22 protein-coding genes and 1 pseudogene are annotated in these 19,862 nt (G+C 58.6%); 10 read left to right on the forward strand and 13 right to left on the reverse strand.

Going from position 1 to position 19,862, the window contains the following annotated elements:
• Positions 1-27: 27 nt before the first annotated feature.
• The 5 genes from IVA95_RS18810 to IVA95_RS18830 form a co-directional block, all read right to left on the reverse strand.
• Positions 28-1,287, reverse strand: coding sequence for a terminase family protein (locus IVA95_RS18810; protein WP_247511831.1), 1,260 nt, complete (start codon positions 1,285-1,287; stop codon positions 28-30).
• A complete protein-coding gene (locus tag IVA95_RS18815; protein WP_247511832.1) occupies positions 1,280-1,927 on the reverse strand; it encodes a hypothetical protein in 648 nt (215 codons plus the stop codon). The genes IVA95_RS18810 and IVA95_RS18815 overlap by 8 nt, the downstream gene beginning before the upstream one ends.
• Before the next feature lie 323 nt (positions 1,928-2,250).
• Entirely contained in the window at positions 2,251-3,375 is a 1,125-nt protein-coding gene (locus IVA95_RS18820) for an AAA family ATPase (RefSeq protein ID WP_247511833.1), read from the reverse strand.
• Entirely contained in the window at positions 3,375-4,052 is a 678-nt protein-coding gene (locus tag IVA95_RS18825; protein WP_247511834.1) for a hypothetical protein, read from the reverse strand. Before IVA95_RS18825 ends, IVA95_RS18820 begins: the two co-directional genes overlap by 1 nt.
• 111 nt (positions 4,053-4,163) lie before the next feature.
• The gene (locus IVA95_RS18830; RefSeq protein WP_346658023.1) at positions 4,164-4,373 is read right to left on the reverse strand and encodes a helix-turn-helix domain-containing protein; all 210 of its coding nucleotides are present in this window, start codon (positions 4,371-4,373) and stop codon (positions 4,164-4,166) included.
• Positions 4,374-5,107: 734 nt separating this feature from the next.
• Here IVA95_RS18830 and IVA95_RS18835 point away from each other — a divergent pair.
• A complete protein-coding gene (locus tag IVA95_RS18835; protein WP_247511835.1) occupies positions 5,108-5,320 on the forward strand; it encodes a hypothetical protein in 213 nt (70 codons plus the stop codon).
• Positions 5,321-5,368: 48 nt separating this feature from the next.
• Here the strand turns inward: IVA95_RS18835 and IVA95_RS18840 are convergent, their stop codons facing one another.
• Together IVA95_RS18840 and IVA95_RS18845 are read right to left on the reverse strand one after the other, a co-directional pair.
• Positions 5,369-5,578, reverse strand: a complete 210-nt coding sequence (locus IVA95_RS18840) for a hypothetical protein (RefSeq protein ID WP_247511836.1) — start codon at positions 5,576-5,578, stop codon at positions 5,369-5,371.
• Entirely contained in the window at positions 5,562-5,792 is a 231-nt protein-coding gene (locus IVA95_RS18845) for a hypothetical protein (RefSeq protein ID WP_247511837.1), read from the reverse strand. The genes IVA95_RS18840 and IVA95_RS18845 overlap by 17 nt, the downstream gene beginning before the upstream one ends.
• 213 nt (positions 5,793-6,005) lie before the next feature.
• Between IVA95_RS18845 and IVA95_RS18850 the strand changes: the two genes are divergently transcribed.
• Entirely contained in the window at positions 6,006-6,296 is a 291-nt protein-coding gene (locus IVA95_RS18850; RefSeq protein WP_247511838.1) for a hypothetical protein, read from the forward strand.
• Positions 6,293-6,463, forward strand: a complete 171-nt coding sequence (locus IVA95_RS18855; protein WP_197424070.1) for a hypothetical protein — start codon at positions 6,293-6,295, stop codon at positions 6,461-6,463. The genes IVA95_RS18850 and IVA95_RS18855 overlap by 4 nt, the downstream gene beginning before the upstream one ends.
• A 1,126-nt stretch (positions 6,464-7,589) precedes the next feature.
• Here IVA95_RS18855 and IVA95_RS18860 read toward each other — a convergent pair.
• Entirely contained in the window at positions 7,590-8,141 is a 552-nt protein-coding gene (locus tag IVA95_RS18860; protein ID WP_247511839.1) for a hypothetical protein, read from the reverse strand.
• A 297-nt stretch (positions 8,142-8,438) separates the two neighbouring features.
• Here IVA95_RS18860 and IVA95_RS18865 point away from each other — a divergent pair, with 297 nt between their 5' ends.
• The 3 genes from IVA95_RS18865 (at position 8,439) to IVA95_RS18875 (ending at position 9,839) form a co-directional block, all read left to right on the forward strand.
• Positions 8,439-8,819, forward strand: coding sequence for a hypothetical protein (locus tag IVA95_RS18865; protein ID WP_247511840.1), 381 nt, complete (start codon positions 8,439-8,441; stop codon positions 8,817-8,819).
• A gap of 281 nt (positions 8,820-9,100) precedes the next feature.
• On the forward strand, positions 9,101-9,478 hold the full coding sequence (locus IVA95_RS18870) for a hypothetical protein (protein ID WP_247511841.1): 378 nt from the start codon (positions 9,101-9,103) through the stop codon (positions 9,476-9,478).
• The gene (locus IVA95_RS18875; RefSeq protein WP_247511842.1) at positions 9,411-9,839 is read left to right on the forward strand and encodes a DUF4236 domain-containing protein; all 429 of its coding nucleotides are present in this window, start codon (positions 9,411-9,413) and stop codon (positions 9,837-9,839) included. The genes IVA95_RS18870 and IVA95_RS18875 overlap by 68 nt, the downstream gene beginning before the upstream one ends.
• Before the next feature lie 92 nt (positions 9,840-9,931).
• Here the strand turns inward: IVA95_RS18875 and IVA95_RS18880 are convergent, their stop codons facing one another.
• Entirely contained in the window at positions 9,932-10,126 is a 195-nt protein-coding gene (locus IVA95_RS18880) for a hypothetical protein (protein WP_247511843.1), read from the reverse strand.
• The gene (locus tag IVA95_RS18885; protein WP_247511844.1) at positions 10,123-11,163 is read right to left on the reverse strand and encodes a hypothetical protein; all 1,041 of its coding nucleotides are present in this window, start codon (positions 11,161-11,163) and stop codon (positions 10,123-10,125) included. The genes IVA95_RS18880 and IVA95_RS18885 overlap by 4 nt, the downstream gene beginning before the upstream one ends.
• Before the next feature lie 422 nt (positions 11,164-11,585).
• Here IVA95_RS18885 and IVA95_RS18890 point away from each other — a divergent pair, with 422 nt between their 5' ends.
• Positions 11,586-12,248: an SOS response-associated peptidase gene (locus IVA95_RS18890; protein ID WP_247511845.1), complete on the forward strand. Its 663-nt coding sequence runs from the start codon at positions 11,586-11,588 to the stop codon at positions 12,246-12,248.
• Positions 12,249-12,326: 78 nt separating this feature from the next.
• Here IVA95_RS18890 and IVA95_RS18895 read toward each other — a convergent pair whose 3' ends face one another.
• On the reverse strand, positions 12,327-13,994 hold the full coding sequence (locus IVA95_RS18895; protein ID WP_247511846.1) for a recombinase family protein: 1,668 nt from the start codon (positions 13,992-13,994) through the stop codon (positions 12,327-12,329).
• Between the two features lie 652 nt (positions 13,995-14,646).
• Here IVA95_RS18895 and IVA95_RS18900 point away from each other — a divergent pair.
• The 3 genes and pseudogenes from IVA95_RS18900 (at position 14,647) to IVA95_RS18910 (ending at position 17,124) form a co-directional block, all read left to right on the forward strand.
• Positions 14,647-15,657: a hypothetical protein gene (locus tag IVA95_RS18900; protein WP_247511847.1), complete on the forward strand. Its 1,011-nt coding sequence runs from the start codon at positions 14,647-14,649 to the stop codon at positions 15,655-15,657.
• Positions 15,658-16,201: 544 nt separating this feature from the next.
• Positions 16,202-16,771: pseudogene (locus IVA95_RS18905) on the forward strand (DNA ligase); the annotation flags it as partial.
• Between the two features lie 179 nt (positions 16,772-16,950).
• Complete coding sequence (locus IVA95_RS18910) at positions 16,951-17,124, forward strand: hypothetical protein (RefSeq protein ID WP_247511848.1); 174 nt, start codon at positions 16,951-16,953, stop codon at positions 17,122-17,124.
• Between the two features lie 383 nt (positions 17,125-17,507).
• Here IVA95_RS18910 and IVA95_RS18915 read toward each other — a convergent pair whose 3' ends face one another.
• Both IVA95_RS18915 and IVA95_RS18920 read right to left on the reverse strand, forming a co-directional pair.
• On the reverse strand, positions 17,508-19,349 hold the full coding sequence (locus IVA95_RS18915) for a tetratricopeptide repeat protein (protein WP_247511849.1): 1,842 nt from the start codon (positions 19,347-19,349) through the stop codon (positions 17,508-17,510).
• Positions 19,350-19,501: 152 nt separating this feature from the next.
• Positions 19,502-19,862: hypothetical protein (locus IVA95_RS18920; protein ID WP_247511851.1), on the reverse strand; the 361-nt coding region annotated here is incomplete at its 5' end.

The following is a 19,862-nucleotide window of genomic DNA, read 5'->3' on the forward strand; positions in this document are numbered from 1 at the left end:
CGCCGACCACGTATTGGCGCCCTTAGATCATCGTAATTCCGTTCGCCATGACCACTGCTGCGGACCACTCAATTCGGTGAGCGCCCAAACCAAAGCGTCAACCCGGTCCGGCGAATAGCCGTTCCGCCCGCGATCGAAATCGCTCGTAAACGCGCACATCTGATCCTCTAAAGTCGAAAAATTGGCTACGTGGTGCACTTTTCGCTGTTCGTACAATGCAGCGATCGGCTCGGCGCGCACCACCTTTCCGCGGCTGGCATGAACCGATTTAAAGCTCACTCGCGGATCTAGGGCGCGGATTGTTGCTTCAACCATTGCACCGCCGTTGTTGATTTCCGCGATGATGCGATCTGCCTTGTGTCGCCGGTATGCCTCGATCGCCTTTGCCGCCCATTCGTGCGGTGCGTATCGACCCGACAAATCTTCAAGGACGTAATCTTCGCGGTCGCCACCCACGCCTGCCACAACTATACCGGTTTCGTCCGAACCTTCATTGTTCGACACTGCGGGGTCGATAGCCACGACGATACGCTTTAAGTCAGGCGCCTTGCTCACACGATCTCGGTCGAGCCAAGCCAATTGCCAGAGGGCGCCGGGCATATCGCTCAACAGTTCGGCGTTCAATTCCTGTCGGCCGAGCCGGGTGCCTTCGTATCGCGCACGGACGGCGGCTAGGAACGTCGGCGCCAGGTTGGCTTCGTTCTCGAAAGTGGATCCGCGCGTCACGACGACGTCCCTGCCCTCACGGGCCAGGATTTCCTTCAACAGCTTGATCGGCCGCGGCGTGGTGGTCGCAAGCCATCGCGGGCGCGAGCCTAACCGCAATCCGAACTGCAGCATGTCCCACGTCGACTGCGGTTCGTTCCAAGCCGCCAACTCGTCGGCCCACGCCGCATCGTGCTCCGGTCCGCGTAACCGGTCCGCTTCCTCGCTGCTAAACGTCGTCGCGATGGCGCCGTTCGGCCACGTCAGGCGGCGCTTGGACGGTTCGTATTGCGGCCTATTCCACGGCGGCGCCATACGCAGCAACCCGCTCTGCCCCTCGACCATGGTATCGCGGGCGTCGGCGGCAGTGGGTGCCACGAGTGCGATGCGGCCGGCCGTCCTTGTCTCGACCAGGTCATGCACCCAGCCGGATCCTGTGAAGGTCTTGCCCCATCCACGGCCGGCCAGCGCTAGCCAGCCGAGCCAATCGCCTTCGGGCGGGAGCTGGCTTGGTCGAGCCTTGGCACGCCAACCGCCGTCGGCCAGAGTGTTTGCGAGGGCAGCGGCGATGCTACTAAACATTGACGATGCTCGGCAGGGCTACGGGGCAAGGTGGCAATTGGGACGGCTCGTGCTCGATCACCAAGGGCGATCTGGGCCGGCTCGGGGCGTCGGTGGCCGGCTCGGTATCGAGTTCGCGCAGAGCCTCCACAACGGCCGCGCGCGCCGCGCCATGGGGCGCCAGGGCACGCAGGATGGCCGCCTGCACCTTTGCGAATTCTGGGCTGTTCACAATCGCCACGTTGTTCGTGACGTTAATGGTGCCCTGCGCGATCGTCGCAATCTCGCCCGTCACCTTGCCGATCTTTTCGAGCACGCCGACCAGTTGGCCCGCCACGATAGCCGCGCCTCGCGCGTCGCCTGCCTCGGTGGTAGCGGCCATCTGCGACATGAGCATGGTGCGGACGGCCCGGAAGTGGTCGAGCACCGATGCGCCCTCTTCCGCCGCCTTGGCCGCCAGCTCGGCGAGCTGCGCGGGGCCGACCAGATAGGACGCCTTCATTTCCTGGCTGACGTGATTATTCCAGTGCCGCCCAATGGCATCCTTGGACAAGCCGAACTTTTCCGCCAAGCTACTGAGCGAAGCGCCGCCGGCATGCAGCAACTCGATACGCCAGCGCTCGGGGTGCTGACAGACGGTGCATTTGGGACCGGTTTTCATCCGCGAAATTCCAATGCGAATTGCGCCATCACCGGAGTCACCGGCCAACGGCGCGACATGGACACAACATGACGTAGAAATGCACGTTATTTCAGGTAATTACCTTGCGATTAAAAGATATATATTCTGTTAATCGCCATTCAGCACGCGCGACAAGGCCGGAAAGCCGGCGCGGATTGATTGACGGTCGCGACCGCTTGATACTTGTTTCCATGAAGCGTCACACCGTCACGTCACCGTCACATCGCGTCACATGTGACGGGTCAATCCCTGTCACGTCACGTCACACACCCCTTAGGGGTGTGACGGTGTGACGGTGACGGCTAGCGAACTGGCAATGGTGGTAAAGGCGAAAGAAGAACAGTCCCGCCCGGCGGTGGCGGCACAATGGAAGGGCTGGCCATTGGAGTGATTCCCAGCGCGTACCCGATCCGCACCGTGCCGTCCTGCTCGACGATCCGCCGTAGCCGCGCTAGCCCGTTGCGTAGCCGCCTGAATGGCTCTCGCGGGTTCTTCGCTTCGCCGTCCAGCACGCCAGACCGGAACAGTTCTTCCCGCCAGATGTCCACCGCCACCGCGCCGCCCGTACCGTGCGCAGCAATTGCCCGTTTCAGCGCGTCCAATGCCAACACTTGCATGTCGCTCAAACGGGACGCCCCTTCGGGTGCCGCCTGTACCGTGCGCGGAGAGACGATAAACGCGGTTAGGGCGTCGCCGTCAGCATCAAACCCTATCGCGATTTCCTCGCCCTCGAACGCCGTCAGGGCATCTTCGGGTTGATCGTTACCCTTTACCACGGTCGCAGTCTTGACCTTACCTTCACCGGATATTTGCACTCCAACGTCAATATGACCGGTCTTAGCGCTACTGCCGCGCTCGCCCCTGCTTTCGTCCTTACCGGTGTGACCGATCAGGGCGATATGAAGCGGCTGCCCGACATACTCGTGTATTCGTTTCAGATTGGCGGCGACAGCGTTGGTGTGTTGTGCCTTGTCTTCGTCTCCGCCGCCGGCCGCCACGCCCTTGGCATAGGTGTCGAGAATGATCAGCCCGACAGGAATGCCGAACCGCGCTTCAGCCGCCTTGATCGTTTCGGTGATGATCTCGACACAGCTGACATCGATCAAATCAACAATCTGATCGGCGACGCTGATCGGCAATGTGGCCAGGCCGTCACGCTTGGCATAGGCGGCAAGGCGCCGTCTTGTCAGTGCCGCGCGCTCAAAAGCGAAATACACTACGCCGGCCTGCATCTTCGTCTTGAAGCCGCGCCAGTCCTTGCCGGCCGCAAGATGAACGGCCAAGTCTGTCAGCAAGGTTGACTTGAGCGATCCTGCAGGGCCGAACCATGACGAATCCTCATTCAATGCGAGCACGCCCTTGACGGCCCATGGTTTCGGGGGTTCGTTCGCACATTCGTCGAAAAATTTCAGCGGGAGTGCGCGCATTAATGGAGCCCCTTCTTGCCGAGCAAATTCAGTCCCAGCTTGAGCGTATGATTGGACTTGGCGATCGATCGCTGTTCTTCGAAATAGGTCAGCCACAAATCGATCTGTGTCGCGCTCCAATGGCGGAACGCGAACGGGCGTCGGTCAGAGGAACACCAATAGTGCAGTTCGATCGCGGCGTGACTGACCCACGGATCATTTCCGAACGGTCGCCATCCGTAGCGGTAAATCCGCCGCAACTCATCGACACGCTTGTCGAAGCTAGCCAACTGCTCGGCGGTCGGCTTTGATCGCTCTTTCATTTCATTCATTGTCGCATCCATCGCGCGTTCGATTTCGGCTGCGCGTTCGCTCGGGAAAAACCCACGCGCCATCCACTCGGCACAAAGCAGGATGGTTCGCGCGTTGTCCATTTGCTTCGCCGCGGCGTGCTCGTCGCAGGCGTTGAGCCGATCTAGATTTCGCCGGCTGATTTCGTCCGGCTTCCAGCCAGCCTTGACGGCTTCACGCAGTTTGGCCATGCGCTCGCGGATCTCGGTCAGGTCATCGATCCAGAGCATGTAGCGAAGGTAGAGGCGATCAAAGATTTCATTGGTGAGCGGCACCCACTTGGTGGGCGGTGATTGGTGGATACTCATTACAGGCTCCAAATATTTTGATGGAGCCCCTACAAACACATTGCGATGGCTGTCGAACTGTGGTAGCTAAACGGGAGTCTTGACCGGACACGCTGACTACGACCGAAATTCGACCGCTCTTGCAATTGCCGTTGCAGGGGCGGTTTTCTTTTAGGCTGGTACTAATTCGTTGCTGGCGGCTTCCTGTGCCGTCAACCATTCGGTCGCCGCGGTCTCACTGATACGCGTGCACTTCCCGATCTTGACGATGCGCGGCCCCTTGCCCTCAGCGCGTAGCCGGTAAAACGTCGTTCGACAAATGCGATAGCGCCGGCAGAATTCTTCAACAGTCAACAATGCTGATCCTCCATTGGAGCGCAAAAAATCCCGCCGCAGCTTTTCCCAAAGCCTTGGCAGGTTGACGTCCGTGATGATGCGTGACGTTTCCTAATTGTGCGTAAATGTCGCTCGACCGCCGCACATGTCAACAAACAACATGAAGATTGCTCGTCAACAAATCATCATTGAATCAATAGCTTATTGACATCTGTAAATGCTTGTGAAACCTATCTGCACGGTCGGGAATCGGTCCGCATCGGGGTGCATCACGTGACAAAGAAAGACGAACAACCACGCGTGCGCTGATGGCGCTCGCTCAGGGTTTCGCGGATCACACTGCATCAGCATCCAGTTCGAGGCGTTGGCCAAGGCACACGCCGTCAGAATTCCGGAGCCGCAATAGCCGTGCAAGAATCGAATCCCTACAGATGCAACGTTAGACCGATCCTCGCCGACGTCGCCGACTTCGTGCGAGCCATCGTCTGTAGTGATGCGGATACGATCAACTACAGTCTGTGGGAAGCAAGGCAAAAGCCAGTCTTGCTACGGTGTTTGCTTCAAACCCTTGCCGAAATACCGAAGCCGCCACTGGCATGCCGAAATGCATTTCACACTGCTTGGATAACGCAAGGTCTTTGGCTTAGCGATGATTTTTCGATTGATCCCCTGATGCCCGCAGCGCTCGCAAACTTACTGCCAGGTTACGACGGCCCAGCTATTCGCTTATTCCGCGGTGAGCGATGGTCCAACCATGAGAACCAAACTTATGGGTGCTCATGGACGACGTTGCGGTCCGCGGCGGAAGTGTTTGCGTCGGGCCTCAATTGCTCGACGAAAACGGTGGCGTCCTGATTGCGACAATGGCGCCTGCGGAGGCCATCCTGGCCGCGCCAAATGACCATAGCCAATGGTTGGACGAGCACGAATACGTCGTGGATCGCCGAGAGCTTCTGGAGATTGAGGTCTTAGACCGATTTTTCCACTCGTGATGTCCACAGTCACAACACGCAGAGCGGATTGTTTACAAACCGGCGCGGCTAGCCCACGCCATAGGGCTTGTTGAGAAAGTAATCGCGGTTGCCCAGTGCTTTCTCTGCGTACTGGTCGATCGCGACGGTGATGGCCTGAACGTGTTGATAGCAGTAGCCTTCACGCGTGGCGCGCTGGCGCAGTTCGGCCAGCGCCCCTGATCCACCGCGAGCAATCGGCTTCCTCGCCAATGCAGCGGCATTACCAGCTGCGCCCACCAAGCACGCGCCCTTTGGTCGGACCGCCCTGCTCCTTCTTCAGCCGGTCCCGCTCGGCGCACAGCCCCTCGATTTTCGCCAGCATCCTCGTTAGCAGCAGTTCGGCCGATGCCGTCGAGATGCCGGCGCGCTGAAGCTGCAGGATCTCCTTACGCTGTCTTCCGACCTGGACGCGCATGTGCTCGATTTCGGAACGAACGTGATCTAGGCCCATAACGCTCCTTCAATTCTCTTTGGATTGTTCGGACGAGCCCTTCGGCCTGGCGCCCGAGCTGGTCGTACAGCCGGAGCCGCCTGAACAGGATCTCGATTTCACGTTCGTTTTTCACGATGCGCTCAATAGTACAAAACGTGAACGAGATGACAAGCCGCTAGGAATAGGCTGTGCTGGGGCGGAACACTCAATTTATTGCCCGAGTCGATTTAATTGCCCTGGTCCACCCCGTTTGATGACCCGATCCTTCTTCCCAAGGGCCGGCGGCTCCTCACCTTGAAGGATGCCGCCAGCTACATCATGAAGCTGCCCAAGGACGAACACTCCGTGCCGGAATGGCAGGCTGCCATGGAGGCGCTCATCCTCGTTGCAGAGAAAGGCGGCCCCACGATGTTCGCCCGGATCGGCGTCATGCGAGCGTTGAACCGCGGCCATGTCCGCGAGTTTACCGAGCCAGGGAAAAAGCATCATTGGGGGCGCCGGAAGCTGAAGAGAGACCAATGAAAACGGTCTGGATTTACGTAGATACCAGCAAGCAGGTCGGCGACCGTGACCATCTCAAGGTGTTTGCAAACTCGGACCTTGCCGATGAGTGGTTTCTGGTGAACGATCCCGAAGGCGTCGTGTTTGAATACGAGGTTATAGGCGCCGTGGATGACGAAACCGGGTAAGGCCCTGACGGCATCGCCAAGACCGAAGTTGATCATCACAGGAAATGGCCGGCTGCGGGCAGTGGTTCGATATGCGCGACCTTCGTCAAGTGTTCGAGCATATTCATGACGCGGGGCGATCCCCAGCACGTCAAGGTGTTCGCCACCACGGACGCCGCTGAAAAATGGTTCGAAGAAAACGACCCTAAGGGCGTGGCGTTCGAGTATGAGGTTTTGGAATGAACCGGCTTGGCCGAACGACCGCCTACCCGATGGTAGTCATCTTGGTGCTGGTGATCGTCTGGCAAATCCCAGGATCGCTTTAGGAACCATCGCCGGGGGGATGTGATTGAATCGCGCTTAGGTAGGCTCGTACCATGAACCCCGGATCAAGACATCGTACTGCGGGCTATGGAGGATGCCAGGCGCATCCTCGGGGAATACATCGCACCTGGCCCGCGCGACGCAACGACAACGGTGCACCGGCTAATAGCCGTTCTCGATCGAGACGAAGTTGTCCAGGCTCTGGATCGCATGAAGCGGCGCCGGACCATGCGGCTCGTGGAGTGAAGCGGCCCCGGCAATACGCAACGCACCGGGGCCGCCGACCTTGGAGATACCCCCGGCTAGGGGCTTGGGGGCATTTTAGCCAGGGGCTGTACGGGATAGGCCACCAGTCGGGGACGGTCGGTACGGTCACTGACAAAGGGCAGGCCCGCCAGCGTGAACCGGCGGGCCGTAGATGCTCTACAACTACCGCCGAAGCCGCCAGCACTCGTCCCGCAGCGGATGTCGGCAGATCAACAGCCGGATCAGGTGATCCCGAAGGCGTGGCTTTTGATTATGAGGTGATCGGCCCAGAATAAAAATGGCCCCAGCGCGAGGCCGTGCGCCGAGGCCATCAAAGTATTCCCATTTCAAATTGCCGGACAGGGTAATGGGTACCCACTGGCGCACCGATAGAAGCGGGAAAATATGGCAACGTCTGCCCAATAGTGAACAGAGCGCGGGAAGATCCCTCGAAGTCCACAGCCCTGTGTCGGACCATTCTTGGAACCTACCGCTTTACTGAGAGTCGATTCCATCGCTCCCGGCGATCGTGGAGCCAAGCCGGGAGAAAGTGGCGGCCCCAGCTTGCGCTGGAAACCTAGCTGGGGCCGTTTTGCAAGCGGCCCGCCAGCGTGAACCGGCGGGCCTGGAGAAGTTCGGACGTCGAAAGCCTGTGTCCCCACCCGCGGCATAGCTTGGGCAGAACCTCAATCAGGTTGTTGATCAGGAAGTATCGCCAAGTCCGGTTGCCCTTCAGCTCTTCACAGTGGATATCATCGGGCCAGCCCATGCCGCAGTTAGCGTCGTCATGCTCCTCGGAATACGCCAGCAAGGCAACCACCCCCGCCATTGTGGTTGGATCGACATTTAGCAGATCGTAGGCTGCACACTGCTCAACATGCCAAGCCTGTTTTAGCGCCGCCTCGATTTCTTGCCCTCGTCGCGTCTCGTCCTTCAGCCGGCGGTCTCGCTGCAGCCGCTCATTGTCGGCCAATTCGTTTTCAAAGTCGGAATACTGGCGTTGAACTGCCTCCGCTCCAGCTGCAGCCGCCTTGTGAGCTTCAATCGCTGCAAAGATTGGATCGATTGGTTCGGCTGCGACGGCGGGGACGGCGGTGCCGGCAATGGCAGTGCTGACGAGCATGTTCATGATAGACCTCCTACTGACTGCAGCCCCGCCCTCCTGAATCGCCGAACGGCTGGATGGTTCTGGCTCGTTTTTGACTCCCTGCCCTGCAGCGGCGGGACTGGTTGGAATCACTGGAGGTGAGGACAATTGAACGGCGCTTGGGGCGCTAGTGGCAGGATACTGAGGTGTGGGCGCGTTTAGGTGTGGCGTGCTATGCACGCGGTCAGCCTTGGGCATGGGTCTTATCCTTGCTTGGGGTTAGAGCCGGGGCGGAAGTTGGCGCTTCCCCTCGGCTCACTATTTCTGTAAACTGAAAATATGAAGAAGTCGATTTCAGTAAACAAAAAATCACGAGGCCGTCCCAAGAAGAAGGGCGGCGTCGATCCCGTGACGGCAGTCCGTCTGCCAAGAGAGCTTTCGGATGCGGTCGATACCTGGGCCGCAAATCAGGATGACGAGCCGGTTCGATCCGAAGCTATCCGTCGGCTTGTCGAGATCGGTCTGTCAAAATCCCCCTCGCCTAAGAGGCCTCGCGTCCTTTCGACCGCCAAGCAAGGCGCGGAGCGCGCGGTCGAATTAGCTTCTGACGTGATCGGCGATCAAATGCCGAATATAAGCGATGAGGAAAAGACCACTCGCCGGCGCCGTCTCATCAAAGGTCCCTCGGAATTTCGAAACGTCAGGCGCGATCGGCCGTAATGGAAAATTCCGCGCCCACGACGCGCTGTTTAGCTTCGCGCCGCGCGTGATTGCGCCGGCAGATGCAGAACCTGAGTCGCGGCAGACCGGTGGCGATCTAGGTCATCACCTGATCACAGTCGAAGCGAACGGGTTTGAGTCGCCGCCTTCGCCGGATTGGATGCAGTGCACGCTTCGATTTGCGTTTAAAATACTCCCTTTTGGGTGCTTTTGCGCGTCCGCCCCTTGCTCTCCACCGCTGGTTGCGGTTGGATAAGGGCGGGTCTGGGGAGATTAATCGAATGCGTGCTCTGGGAATCGTGGTGCTGGGCGCCGCGCTAGGCGGTTGCGCCTCTTCCGCTTCCGATATTGCGCCTGCTTACGTTTCGCCGGTCGCGTATCAATCATACACCTGCCAGCAGCTCGCGCTTGAGGCGCAAGCCATATCGACAAGAGCCGCCAGCTTGTCGGGGGCTCAGGACAGCCAACGAACGAAGGACGGAGTTGCTACCGCCGCAGCCATCGTCATCTTCTGGCCGGCGGCGTTCTTTGTGGGCGGCGACAAGCAGACGGCGGCCGAGCTTTCGCAAATGAAGGGCCAGATGGTAGCGGTTGAACAGGCGTCGATCGCTAAGAAATGCGGCATCCAATTCCAGGGACCGCGACCTCCTGGCACATAGAGGGGCTTGGGTTACCCCATGGGCTGCGCTTTCGAAAGACGTTTCGATTGTCCCCGGCGTCAAGCTCAACATCGGCAAGAGAACCGCCAGCGTCCGCGTCGCTATGAAGGGCTTCGGCTACACCACCGGGACGGCCGGACAGACCGTTTCCGCTTCCTTGCCGGGCTCCGGCCTCAGTGTGAGCCACAAGTTCAAATCGGGAAAACCAGTCCCGCAGGTACCAACAATTTCGGGACGGCGCCGGCCCGTGGCTTCTCGTGGTCATCTACGCAGTCGCTGGCCTGATCTGGTGGACAAATCCTGCAACCCAAATAGACAAATTCCAATCAACGAGAGCGGCAAGAAAAAACCCGCCGGTTAGGGCGGATTTTGTGCTGTAATTCCCCCGCGCTCAAAGCGCCGCCCGTCCGTGGACTTCACGGGCTCTTTGGCAGCGGCACCAAGACAGATAGCTCAGCCCGTCTTGCGGAAAGCCAAACTTCGCGGCGATGTCAATATGTACGATGAGCCTTTGGTCTCATTATCGACTGTTACCGAGACCTCGTACATACCGTTGGCAACGTCGGTACGTGCTTTGACCTCAAGCGAAATCTCATTGCCATGAGAAGGAACGCCGATTGCAGACTTGCGCTCTTTCAACAAGGTCATCTGGTCACCTCTGAAGCCGGCGGAGCTAAACGTGAAACCTGCGGATTCGGTTCCACTGTTGTTACAGTTTGTGTCTGAAAGCGGGTCATTTGGTTCATCTGATTCTGTATTTCAAGAAACCCCTTGAGAGGATGGTAGAGCGCGTTGGCGAGAGCAGCTACTAGCGGGACATCCCACCTCTCTGAAAAAACGTTCCTCGACTCACTATCAACGGTCACAAACCCTAGAACGACTGTCTTTGGCGAAGATACGAATGGCCCGGGCGATTGACAGATCGTACACGCAATTGTGCTTCGGTACGGCAGCGGCCAGTCTTCAACGCTCTTGCTGAAGCGGCGCTTCGGCGCCACTCCAGTTTGACCCCATTTTGGGTCGTAAGCACTAAAACTTGTTGAAGAAAATCTTTCATCTTCTAGGAGGTTGTTGCAGAAGTAATGCCAAGTATTATTCGTGTCATCAAGCAGTAAAGAAAAGGGACTATTCTTTTTCAGAGGGTCATGGTTCTGCTCAATCCTGCGGTTGTCCATCTCGCGGCACTTTTGATCTGAGCCTTTATCACGAGCCAAAGTATAATAGTAAGTTTGGCCGGAAATATCGTAGATTAATTTGACGGATGTCCTGCACCTTGTGCCGGTTAGGGACACAAACGTGAGGTTTAGTTGGTCTAAGACGAGGCTCACCTTCGACTTACAAACTTCAAAGAACTCATCAAATTGTCGCTTGGTCGCTCCATCCTCTGGAGCGTTGTCCGACATGTAAGTCTGAAGCTCGCGGAGAACGTGCGCCGCTTGTTCGACGTATCCAGTGATGTTGGCGTACTTTTCTTTGCGGCTTGTACGCCATTCTCTCACTGCAATCACTGCCGCCAAACCAACAGCTGTCGCGACTATATACAGCTGGGCTGAGAGCAGCCGCGCGCTCATATCACTGAAAAAGTACTTGATGAGTTCGAACCCTCCTAACCAGGCGCCGATGCCAGCCGCCCATTCGAGGGCCATCCTCAACCAGAATGGTAGCTTGTACTTTTCGTCGAGCACGGAGCCCCCGCCCACGTAACAACTCCTACGAGAGGACCGTAGGCCGAGTCTCCTCATACAGCAAGCAGTCAGCGCGCCCGACTACCGGGAAAGACTGCACTTCTGAGGTAGTCCAAACCCCCATCGTTCGGCCCATTTTCGCTTCGGATGTGGCGTCTAGCGGCAGGCTCGCCCGGGCTTGGAGCGATTGCACTCCACCTCGGGCCAGCCAAAGCCGCCGTTGAGGCATCGGCCTCACGAGCAGCCTTCTGCGCGGCCTTACGGGCGCTCTGGGCGCAGATCTCGGCGCCCATGATCCTGCCGCCCCAAATGACCTCACGCTTCTTGGTGCTCATGACGGGCGATTACAGCGGCCCTTGCGGCAACAGGCAACGCCACTAGGATTGGGAGTCGACTCCCGCCGCTCACACCAGCTTTCGTCAATGTGCAATCTGTATTCTATCACGACCAACCAAGAGGCCATCCGCGCGCTCTTCCGGGTGATCAATCGCTATGTCGGCAACTTGCCGCCCATGCCCGGTGTCTTCCCGGATTATCCGGCGCCCGTCGTCCGCAACGCTGGCCCCGATCGCGAGCTGGTCCTTATGCGTTGGGGAATGCCGTCGCCACCGCGAACTGGCGGTCCGCCGGTGACCAATATCCGCAACACCTCTTCACCGCATTGGCGCGGCTGGCTAAAGCCGGAAAACCGCTGCCTGGTGCCGTTCAACAGCTTCGCTGAATACGCGACCGAGCCGAATCCGGAGACCAAAAATAAGGACGTCGTCTGGTTTGCGATCAATGACGATCGGCCGCTGACCTGCTTTGCCGGCATCTGGACTGAGTTCAAGGGCGACCGCGGCACCAAGTCGAAGCCGGTTCCAGGCCCTCACCTGGTCTATGGTTTTCTCACCACAGAGCCGAATGCCGTCGTTGAACCGATCCACCCGAAGGCCATGCCGGTCATCCTGCAGACAGATGAGGAGCGCGACGTCTGGATGCGCGCACCCTGGGATGAGGCCAAAGCACTGCAGCGTCCCCCGCCCGATGATGCGATCAGGATCGTCGCGCGCGGCGCAGACAAGGAAGACAAGGCCGCCGCATGAACTACCTTCGGCGGATCCGCGAAAAGATTAGGCCGGACATCAGAACAGCGCTGGATGGTTTCGGCCTGCTGTTCGTGGTCACACTTTTCTTCTTGATCCAGTCGGCCCACGACGGCATCGTGAACGGACATCGCGCGTTCGATCAGAAATGATGATGGTATTCGATCTACCGGACCGCGCTTTCACCCTCCCCTTAATCTCACGGATCAGCTCGTCCAGGCTATCAAGACGCACCGCCTTGTAACGGGCCAAAGCCACATCCGAAAGCCTGACGTCCGGCTTGGTTCCTCGTGGAGCGGTTAAGACCACATAATCCTGCACGGCTTTATTGGCGTCGTTCAGCCGGAAGACAACCAGAAGCCCCGCGGATATTTCGGTGCAGCGAGCTCTCCACTGCGCGGAATGATTTGCGCGCCGCTTTGGCAGTTGTCGGGCCGCTACAAAGATGACCTTCAGCTTTCCATTCACGACCAAGATGGCGCCGCTCTGCTCGACGACTGGCCGCAATGCTCGGTCGATCTTCAGTGCCTCGGCCACTTGCGTGGCGTGGCTTGTCAGAACGTCTGACCAAAAGACTCGCGTGTCTATCCAGTCGCAGTTGCGCGAGACAGTATACCCGAGCAGCGCATAAACCTTTCGCAACGTTCCAAAATGCTTGAGATATGACGAGACAGAGGGAAGCCCGGGCGTGTTCTTGATGATGTGTTCGCTCAGCCGTCCCTTTCGATGAAGAATCACCCGCAGCCTCAGTAACATCTGATCTTCCGGGATCGAGATGTACCGCTGGGCCATGATCTTTTGCGCCCTTGCAAAGAGGTCTTGATCGACCATCGGGGCCACCGCGGCCGCACTTCGAATCCACAGATGATGAGGATTGTTTACCAGCTTCTGTCCGAGGCGGCGGGACGTACGGTTGTAGACAAGATTTCCGACATAATTCTCGTTCTTGAGAATAGCGTGCACCATGATGTAGGTCCAAGGACGCCCATGGTGATTGGCGATGTTCGTTTGATTGAGTTGCCGAGCAATTTCGGCGTCGGTTTTTCGCTCGACAACAAACTGCTGGAATATCCATCTAACGACCGTGACCTCTTCGTCAGACCCGGGCCGAAGCCGTACACGGTCCGCTTGCAAGGCTTTGCGCTCTCCCTTCGCCAGCTTGCCTTTCGAACGCAGCTTCTCATCGACCAGCTCCCTGTGGAGTCCGAACGTAAGCGGACCACCCACGCGATAGCCGAGGCCCGCTATCCGGCATTTACCGGCGTGCACCTTCACGCCAAGCTCCCGGCTATACTCAGCCGCCATCACACGCTTGATGTTCTTGACGATGCTCGACAGGAGGCTTCCATCGTTGTCGAACTGTTCAGCGCAATAGGAAACGCTGATGCCCTTGCGCTTGCAAATAAACTCGTAATGCGCGCTCTCATCGACATCCTGGAAGCGTCCCCACCGGCTGACATCGTAAACCAGCACGTGATCAAAATCCGCGTTCCCTGATTGAACATCCTCGATCAATTCGATCAGGCCCGCCCGCCCATTGATCCTGACTCCGCTGCGTCCTTCGTCGACGTAAGTCCGAACGATAGTGAGGTTGCGTTGCTGAGCGTATGCCGCGATGGCCGCAGCCTGGTTCTGTATCGAATAGCGCTGAAGGTCGGTAGACATTCGAACGTACTGAGCCGCGCGAAGAGCCTTCTGGGCCTTTGCCAGTTGCGTATTGCGGCGAATAACGAGCGCATTGACCATGGATCAACGCTCCGGGGCTTCTGGCAGCGAAGGATGGTCTCTGCCTCGGCCGAACTAGCTCCTGATTGGACGCTCGGCTGATTCTATAGGGTCAGCCCATCATATTCAACCGACAGAAGATTGGCACAACCCGTGATAGAGACGAAACGACGCCTTCTGGGGAGACGGTTTTAAAATCAGGACTGACGTTAGGCGTTGCTGCGTCATTGTGCGTTGGGATCACCGTGGCAGAGGCATCGACAGTAACATGGACGATCGACTTCACATCTAGTCGGGGAAGCGAGTTCTTCGAAATCGATCCAACGAATTTTGCTATCCGCGCAACGGCGCAACCGACGACCTTTTCGGTCGTCGCTGCGGATATAATATCGAGCGTAACTCTTGCACAAGCGAAACAGCAACCAAAGCTAGCATTTTCCCCCGCGCGCCTCCGGCCCTCACGCCCCGAAGAAGCCTGCGAAGAAACACAGGATCGTGCCATGACCACCATCTGGTCGCGGGTTTCATCGCGACGGGCTTCTCGCCTGGTCAGAGGACGCCACGCTGCCGGCATCGGGATTGCTCGACAGGCATAAATTTGAGACACGCGCCATCCCCTTCGTTGGGATACCGCTTGCACGCGCCCTAAAGCTGCTACAATGTGCGGGGAGCCGTGAAGAGAGCGAACGTCAATGGCTCTCCCCAGAATCAGTATTGCGGCTTCATTTGTTTGAGAATTGCCGGGGCGGCTTTGGGATACGTGAGGAAGAAGGGCGGCGCTGATACGTGGGGAGGCTTCAGCTTCATCCGGGAGCCAGCTCTCATCGCGCTGCTCGTGTGGGCATATCTCGTCGTCCTTTGCACCTCACTCGCGCTAGCATCTCTGGCCACCCGGCTGGCATTTCACATCAGTTATGACGGACAGCATCTTGTTCCAGCTATCCTGTCAGTGGCCGCTCTGAGCTGCTTTGCTTTTCTGCTGGCTCGGTGCGAATTTTCATTCGGATACTTTGCGAGTTTCTATTTCCTAACTGTAATCGGCGGCTATCTTTGGCTGAGTTACTTTACACCTCTCGAATACGATCAGAATACATCGCGCTGGTCAGCTGCAGCATCGTTTTTGGCATTCGCGCTGCCCGCGATATTGATTACCAGGTCACCCATACGCATGCCGGCGCTCACTACTTCGCAAATGGACCGCCTTGCGATAGGCCTGCTCGCCGCGACTGCGCTACTTCTCGCATACGGCGCATATTATGGGCCTCAGCCTCGATTCCCGAAATGGATGAACTACGCTCTTTCAATATCTGCCGGCGCATTGGTACCCTTCGCCTATGCTTGGTTCACTTTCCGAAAAACATTCATTCTTGCATCTGCAGCTTTGCTGGTCAGCGCTGCCTTTTACCCAATCACCCTCACCAAAACGGCACTCCTTTGCCCTGTTTGGCTTATATTTCTCACATTGTTGTTGAGGGTTTGTAGACCACGTATCGCGGTTGTTCTCTCACTCTTTATTCCGCTCTTCGTTGGTGTTCTCACGTTTGGATTGGAACCTCCGGACCGCAAGATTATCTTTGGAGTGATCAATATTCGCATGCTCGCTATCCCAGCGAGCGCGCTTGATCACTACTATCACTTTTTTCGACGCATGCCCTTACAAACTTCTGTCAGGTGTCCGTGGTAGGCAAGTTGTTCAATTGTGCTTTACCTGATCAGCTTGGGGTATTGTTCGCGAACGAATATGGACTGGGAAATTTAAATGCTTCTCTGTTTGCTACCGAAGGGATCGCGTCCGTTGGAGTTTTCTTCGCTCCAGTGGCTGCGCTACTCTGCGGTCTTGTGATATCGATTGGAAACGTGGCATCATCGGGCCTCAAGCCATCCTTTGTTTTTTTGTCGAGCTCGCTATTGATTCAAGCGATGACCAATGTCCCACTTTCCGTCGCCATGGTGACGCAGGGTGGAATTTTGCTTTTCCTACTTTGGTCGATCAGCCCGAGAGACAAGTTCGCCTGATAGGCGGGCGCGGCGTTTCCTCGGCCAGGAGTTCGTCATGATGACCGCGCTGTGGATTTTGCTTAGCATAGCGGTTCTCTACATAATCGCTCGGTGCGTGCTGGCCTGGATGTTTCCCAAGGATAAGTGATTTGCTCTGGGCGTAGTTTGCCGGAAACGGGCTCCCAGACTTCTCACCCGAACGACCACCACCAGAACGCACCCACGATCGGCGCGGCAAGTCCGCCCGCCTCGTCATGATCGCCTTCGACCTGCTCTATCTCAACGGCCAGGATCTGCGGAAGCTGCAGCTCTTCGAGCGCAAGGCGCATCTGAAAAAGCTGATCGAGAAGACGGCGATCCAGTTCAGCGAAAGTTTTGAGGTCGACGGCAAAGAGATGTTTGCGCACGCCTGCAAGGTCGGGCTGGAAGGCGTCGTCTCAAAAGTCCGCGACAGCCGCTACCCATCCGGGCGCGGCCGTGACTGGGTCAAGAAAACCTGCGCCCAACGCGAGACGTTGACCATCGCCGGCTCTGCGCTAGATGGTAATGACTGGGACGGCATCTATTTCGGCCGCCGCGAGGGCAACGAGCTAATCTATGCCGGCAAGGTCGACCATGGTTTCGACAAGACGTCCGCTGCCGAGCTGCGCAAGCGCTTGACGCCCCTGATCCGCAAAACCCAGCCCTACACCAGGCGGATCCCGCACAAGGGCATCTGGGTGGAGCCGGAGCTCAACGCCGAGATCGAGTACCGCGCTAAGTCGGCCGAGGGCAAGGTGCGCCATCCCTTTCTACAAGGGCCTGCGGGAGGACTTTTGATGATGCGTTCGACCGCTTCTGGCAATGGGCGAACAAGCCGCTCGACAGCGGTCTGACCCTACCGGCTGACATGCACCACGCCGTTACGTCATTGCCGCCCGAAGCGCGGTACGACCGCGCCAAGGTCAATGAGGCAGTCCCAAAATCAGGGAGACCCGCAATGAAACTACCCCGTCACACCGGCCGTGACATCGACGAGCCCGATCGGGTAGAGGTCGATCATTTCGAGCTGTGCCCCGTATGCGGCCAACTATTCGACATGCGCGACCTCGGCCAAGTGATGGAACACCTGCACGGCCCGGAAAGTGATATCGAGCCGACACAGCCAAACTGATGTCCCCCCAAAAGATCACCTTCGGCGAGATGCGCGAGGAAGGATATAGCGGCATCATCGTCTATTGCCGCGACCACAAGTGCAGTCACAGCGAGCACATGAGTGCGGATCGGTGGCCTGACGACCTCCGCATAACCGAGGTCGAGCCGCACTTCATCTGTACCGCTTGCGCAAGAAGGGCGGAGACATCCGATCGGATCCAACCACCTATGTGAAGCCGGCAAAATATCGGTAGGAAATTAGCGCGTACTCATAACGCCTCGCGTCTGCTTTGAGGCGCAAACCGGAAAACGTTCGTTAGCTCCGAGCCTTACCGCTTTTGACCCAGGAACGGAAGTCGCGACCTCATTCGACCACCTCATCGGCACGAGCAAGCGCGCGCTTCAGAGATTTGAAATCTGCAACAGCTTGCGGTCGCCGATCCAGGTTCTGGCAAGGTCGGCCTCGGCCTTGCGGGCTGCGGAGCCATCACCGCGTGACTTGTGCAGTTCCGCCAGCCCGTAATACGACCAACCATTGGCGGGCGCCCGGCTGAGCGCGCGCTGGAATTGCCGCTCCGCCTCGGCGTAACGGCCGGCCTGCAGCAGCGCGGCGGCAAGCGACTGCCGGATCGGATAATACCAATAGGGCGGCTCGGTGTAGGCCAACGCGTCCTGCAATGCCGCCGCCCGTTCGAACCGGATGATGGCGGTGCGATAGTCGCCCTTGGCCTGGGCTACGCGTGCGAGGATCACCGTGCGCGCGATGCGGAGCACCTCCTGCGCCGGGACGCCTGAATCCTTCAGCAGCTTGAAGTCCGCGGTGCGCTCGATCGTCTCGATGGCGCTCGCTGCGGCAGTAGCGCCCGCGAAGTCACGGTTCGCCACCAGCGCCACGCCGCGCACGTAGAGCCACATCGCCTTGACATAGGGAATCGCATCGCCGGGATCCGGCAGCGCCAAAATGGTCCCGGGCGTGCTGAACTGCGCGTGCGCGAAGTAAGGCGCCGCCTTGACCGGCTGCACCATCGCAATGCCCTTGGCAGCCTCGCTGGGAATGAGCTGGCCGAGCTTCTCCGCAGCCGCAATCACGGTCGGGCCGTCGCCGGCCATCTGGGCCGACGCCATCACGAAGTGCACGTTGTGCGGATAATAGCCGAGCCGGTAGACGCCCATCGGCGCGTTGGTATCGGTCAGGTATTTTTCATCGACCTTGACCGCGGTCTTGTTGTCTTCCAGCGCGTCGAGATAGCGGCCGACCCGATAATAGATGTGGCTCGGCATGTGCACGAGATGGCCCGCATTGGGGATCGCGCCGCGCAACTTGTCGGCATAGGGCTCGGCGCGCTTGGGCCGGTCCGACGCCTCGACGGCATGAATATAAAGGTGAATAGCGCCGGCATGATCGGGCTTGCGGGTCAGCACGCGCTCCAGCGTCGGCACGATCGGCACGCTTTGCGGCTTGGCGTCGCGACCGCCCGGCTTCCAGTAGTCCCAGGGGCTGAGATCCATCACCGCCTCGGCATAGAGCGTGGCAATCTCGTCGTCGTCGGCAAACTGTTTTGCGGCCTTCGCCATCTCGGCCGCGTAGGCCGCGTCGAGTGGTGCGCGGGCCGCCTTGGGATCGCTGCCGTAGCGCACCGCGATGGCGCCGATCAGCGCCTGCTCGCGCGGGCTCGCTTTCCCGGCCAGCGCCTTCGCCTTCTGCGCGGCGGCATAGGCTGGCGCGACCGCGTCCTCCGGCATCGGGAGATTGATGTTGGGACCGAGCACCAGCGCCTCGCCCCAGAAACACATGGCGCAGTCAGGGTCGAGTTTTTGCGCCATGCGAAACGCGCGTCGCGCCTCATCGTGATTGAAGGCGTAGGCGAGACGCAGGCCCTGATCGAAATAGGCCTGCGCGCGCTCGTTCGCGGTCGTGATCTTCCAGGTGATGGAGCCGATGCCGGTCCACAGCGGCGGCTCGGTGTCCGCGAATGCCGGCGCGGGGCTGGCTGCGCTCATCTCGGCACGCGGCACTTCCGTTTGCACCAGGCGAAACATCATGTTCGGCCGGGCGGTTGCCGTCGCCGTGCCGCAGATCGGAATATCGGCGTCGGCGAGCGGCAGCGATACATCCACGGCGGTTGCGCGTGCGTCCGCGAGAATAAAGCCGCTCCCGGCCAGCAGCGCCGCCAGTGCCGTGCCGCCGAGTGCGGCAAGACTTGCGGAAACCAGCAGGCTTCGCGATCGCGTGAATGTCGCCATGATAGGCTCCAAAATCGGGCGGAGGGAAAAATCTGCCGGATGCGGGATTTCAACGAGTCGCCGGAACCGGATCCAAAGGTACCCCTGAAACGAATTTTGAGACGTTTACGTCGTTTCCGCAAGGCGACTGCAACGTCTGTGGCTGCGACACGTTAGCGTCGGCGGAAGGCTCGCCGCGTTGCGTCAGCGGTGCTGCTCTTGTCCGCTAATGGGATGGACCGGCTGCTTCCCCGGCGGGGATAGTCTTCAAAGACTACACCGCAGCACCAGGAGAAGCAGCCCATGGATACCACCACTGCACACCTCTTGCCTCGATTGGCATCGATATCGGCAAGGACGTCTTCCACGTCGTTGGCTTTGGCACGAACGGCAAGATTGCTTTTAGTTGTAAGATCAAGCGGCTGGCGCTCGTTTCGATCTTTAAAAAGCTGCCTCCGAGCATCGTCGGCATGGAGGCGTGCCTCAGCGCCCATTTTGTCAGTCGGGCGCTGCGTCAACTGGGTCACCAGCCGC

This window comes from Bradyrhizobium sp. 157, from assembly GCF_023073815.1.
GTDB lineage: Bacteria > Pseudomonadota > Alphaproteobacteria > Rhizobiales > Xanthobacteraceae > Bradyrhizobium.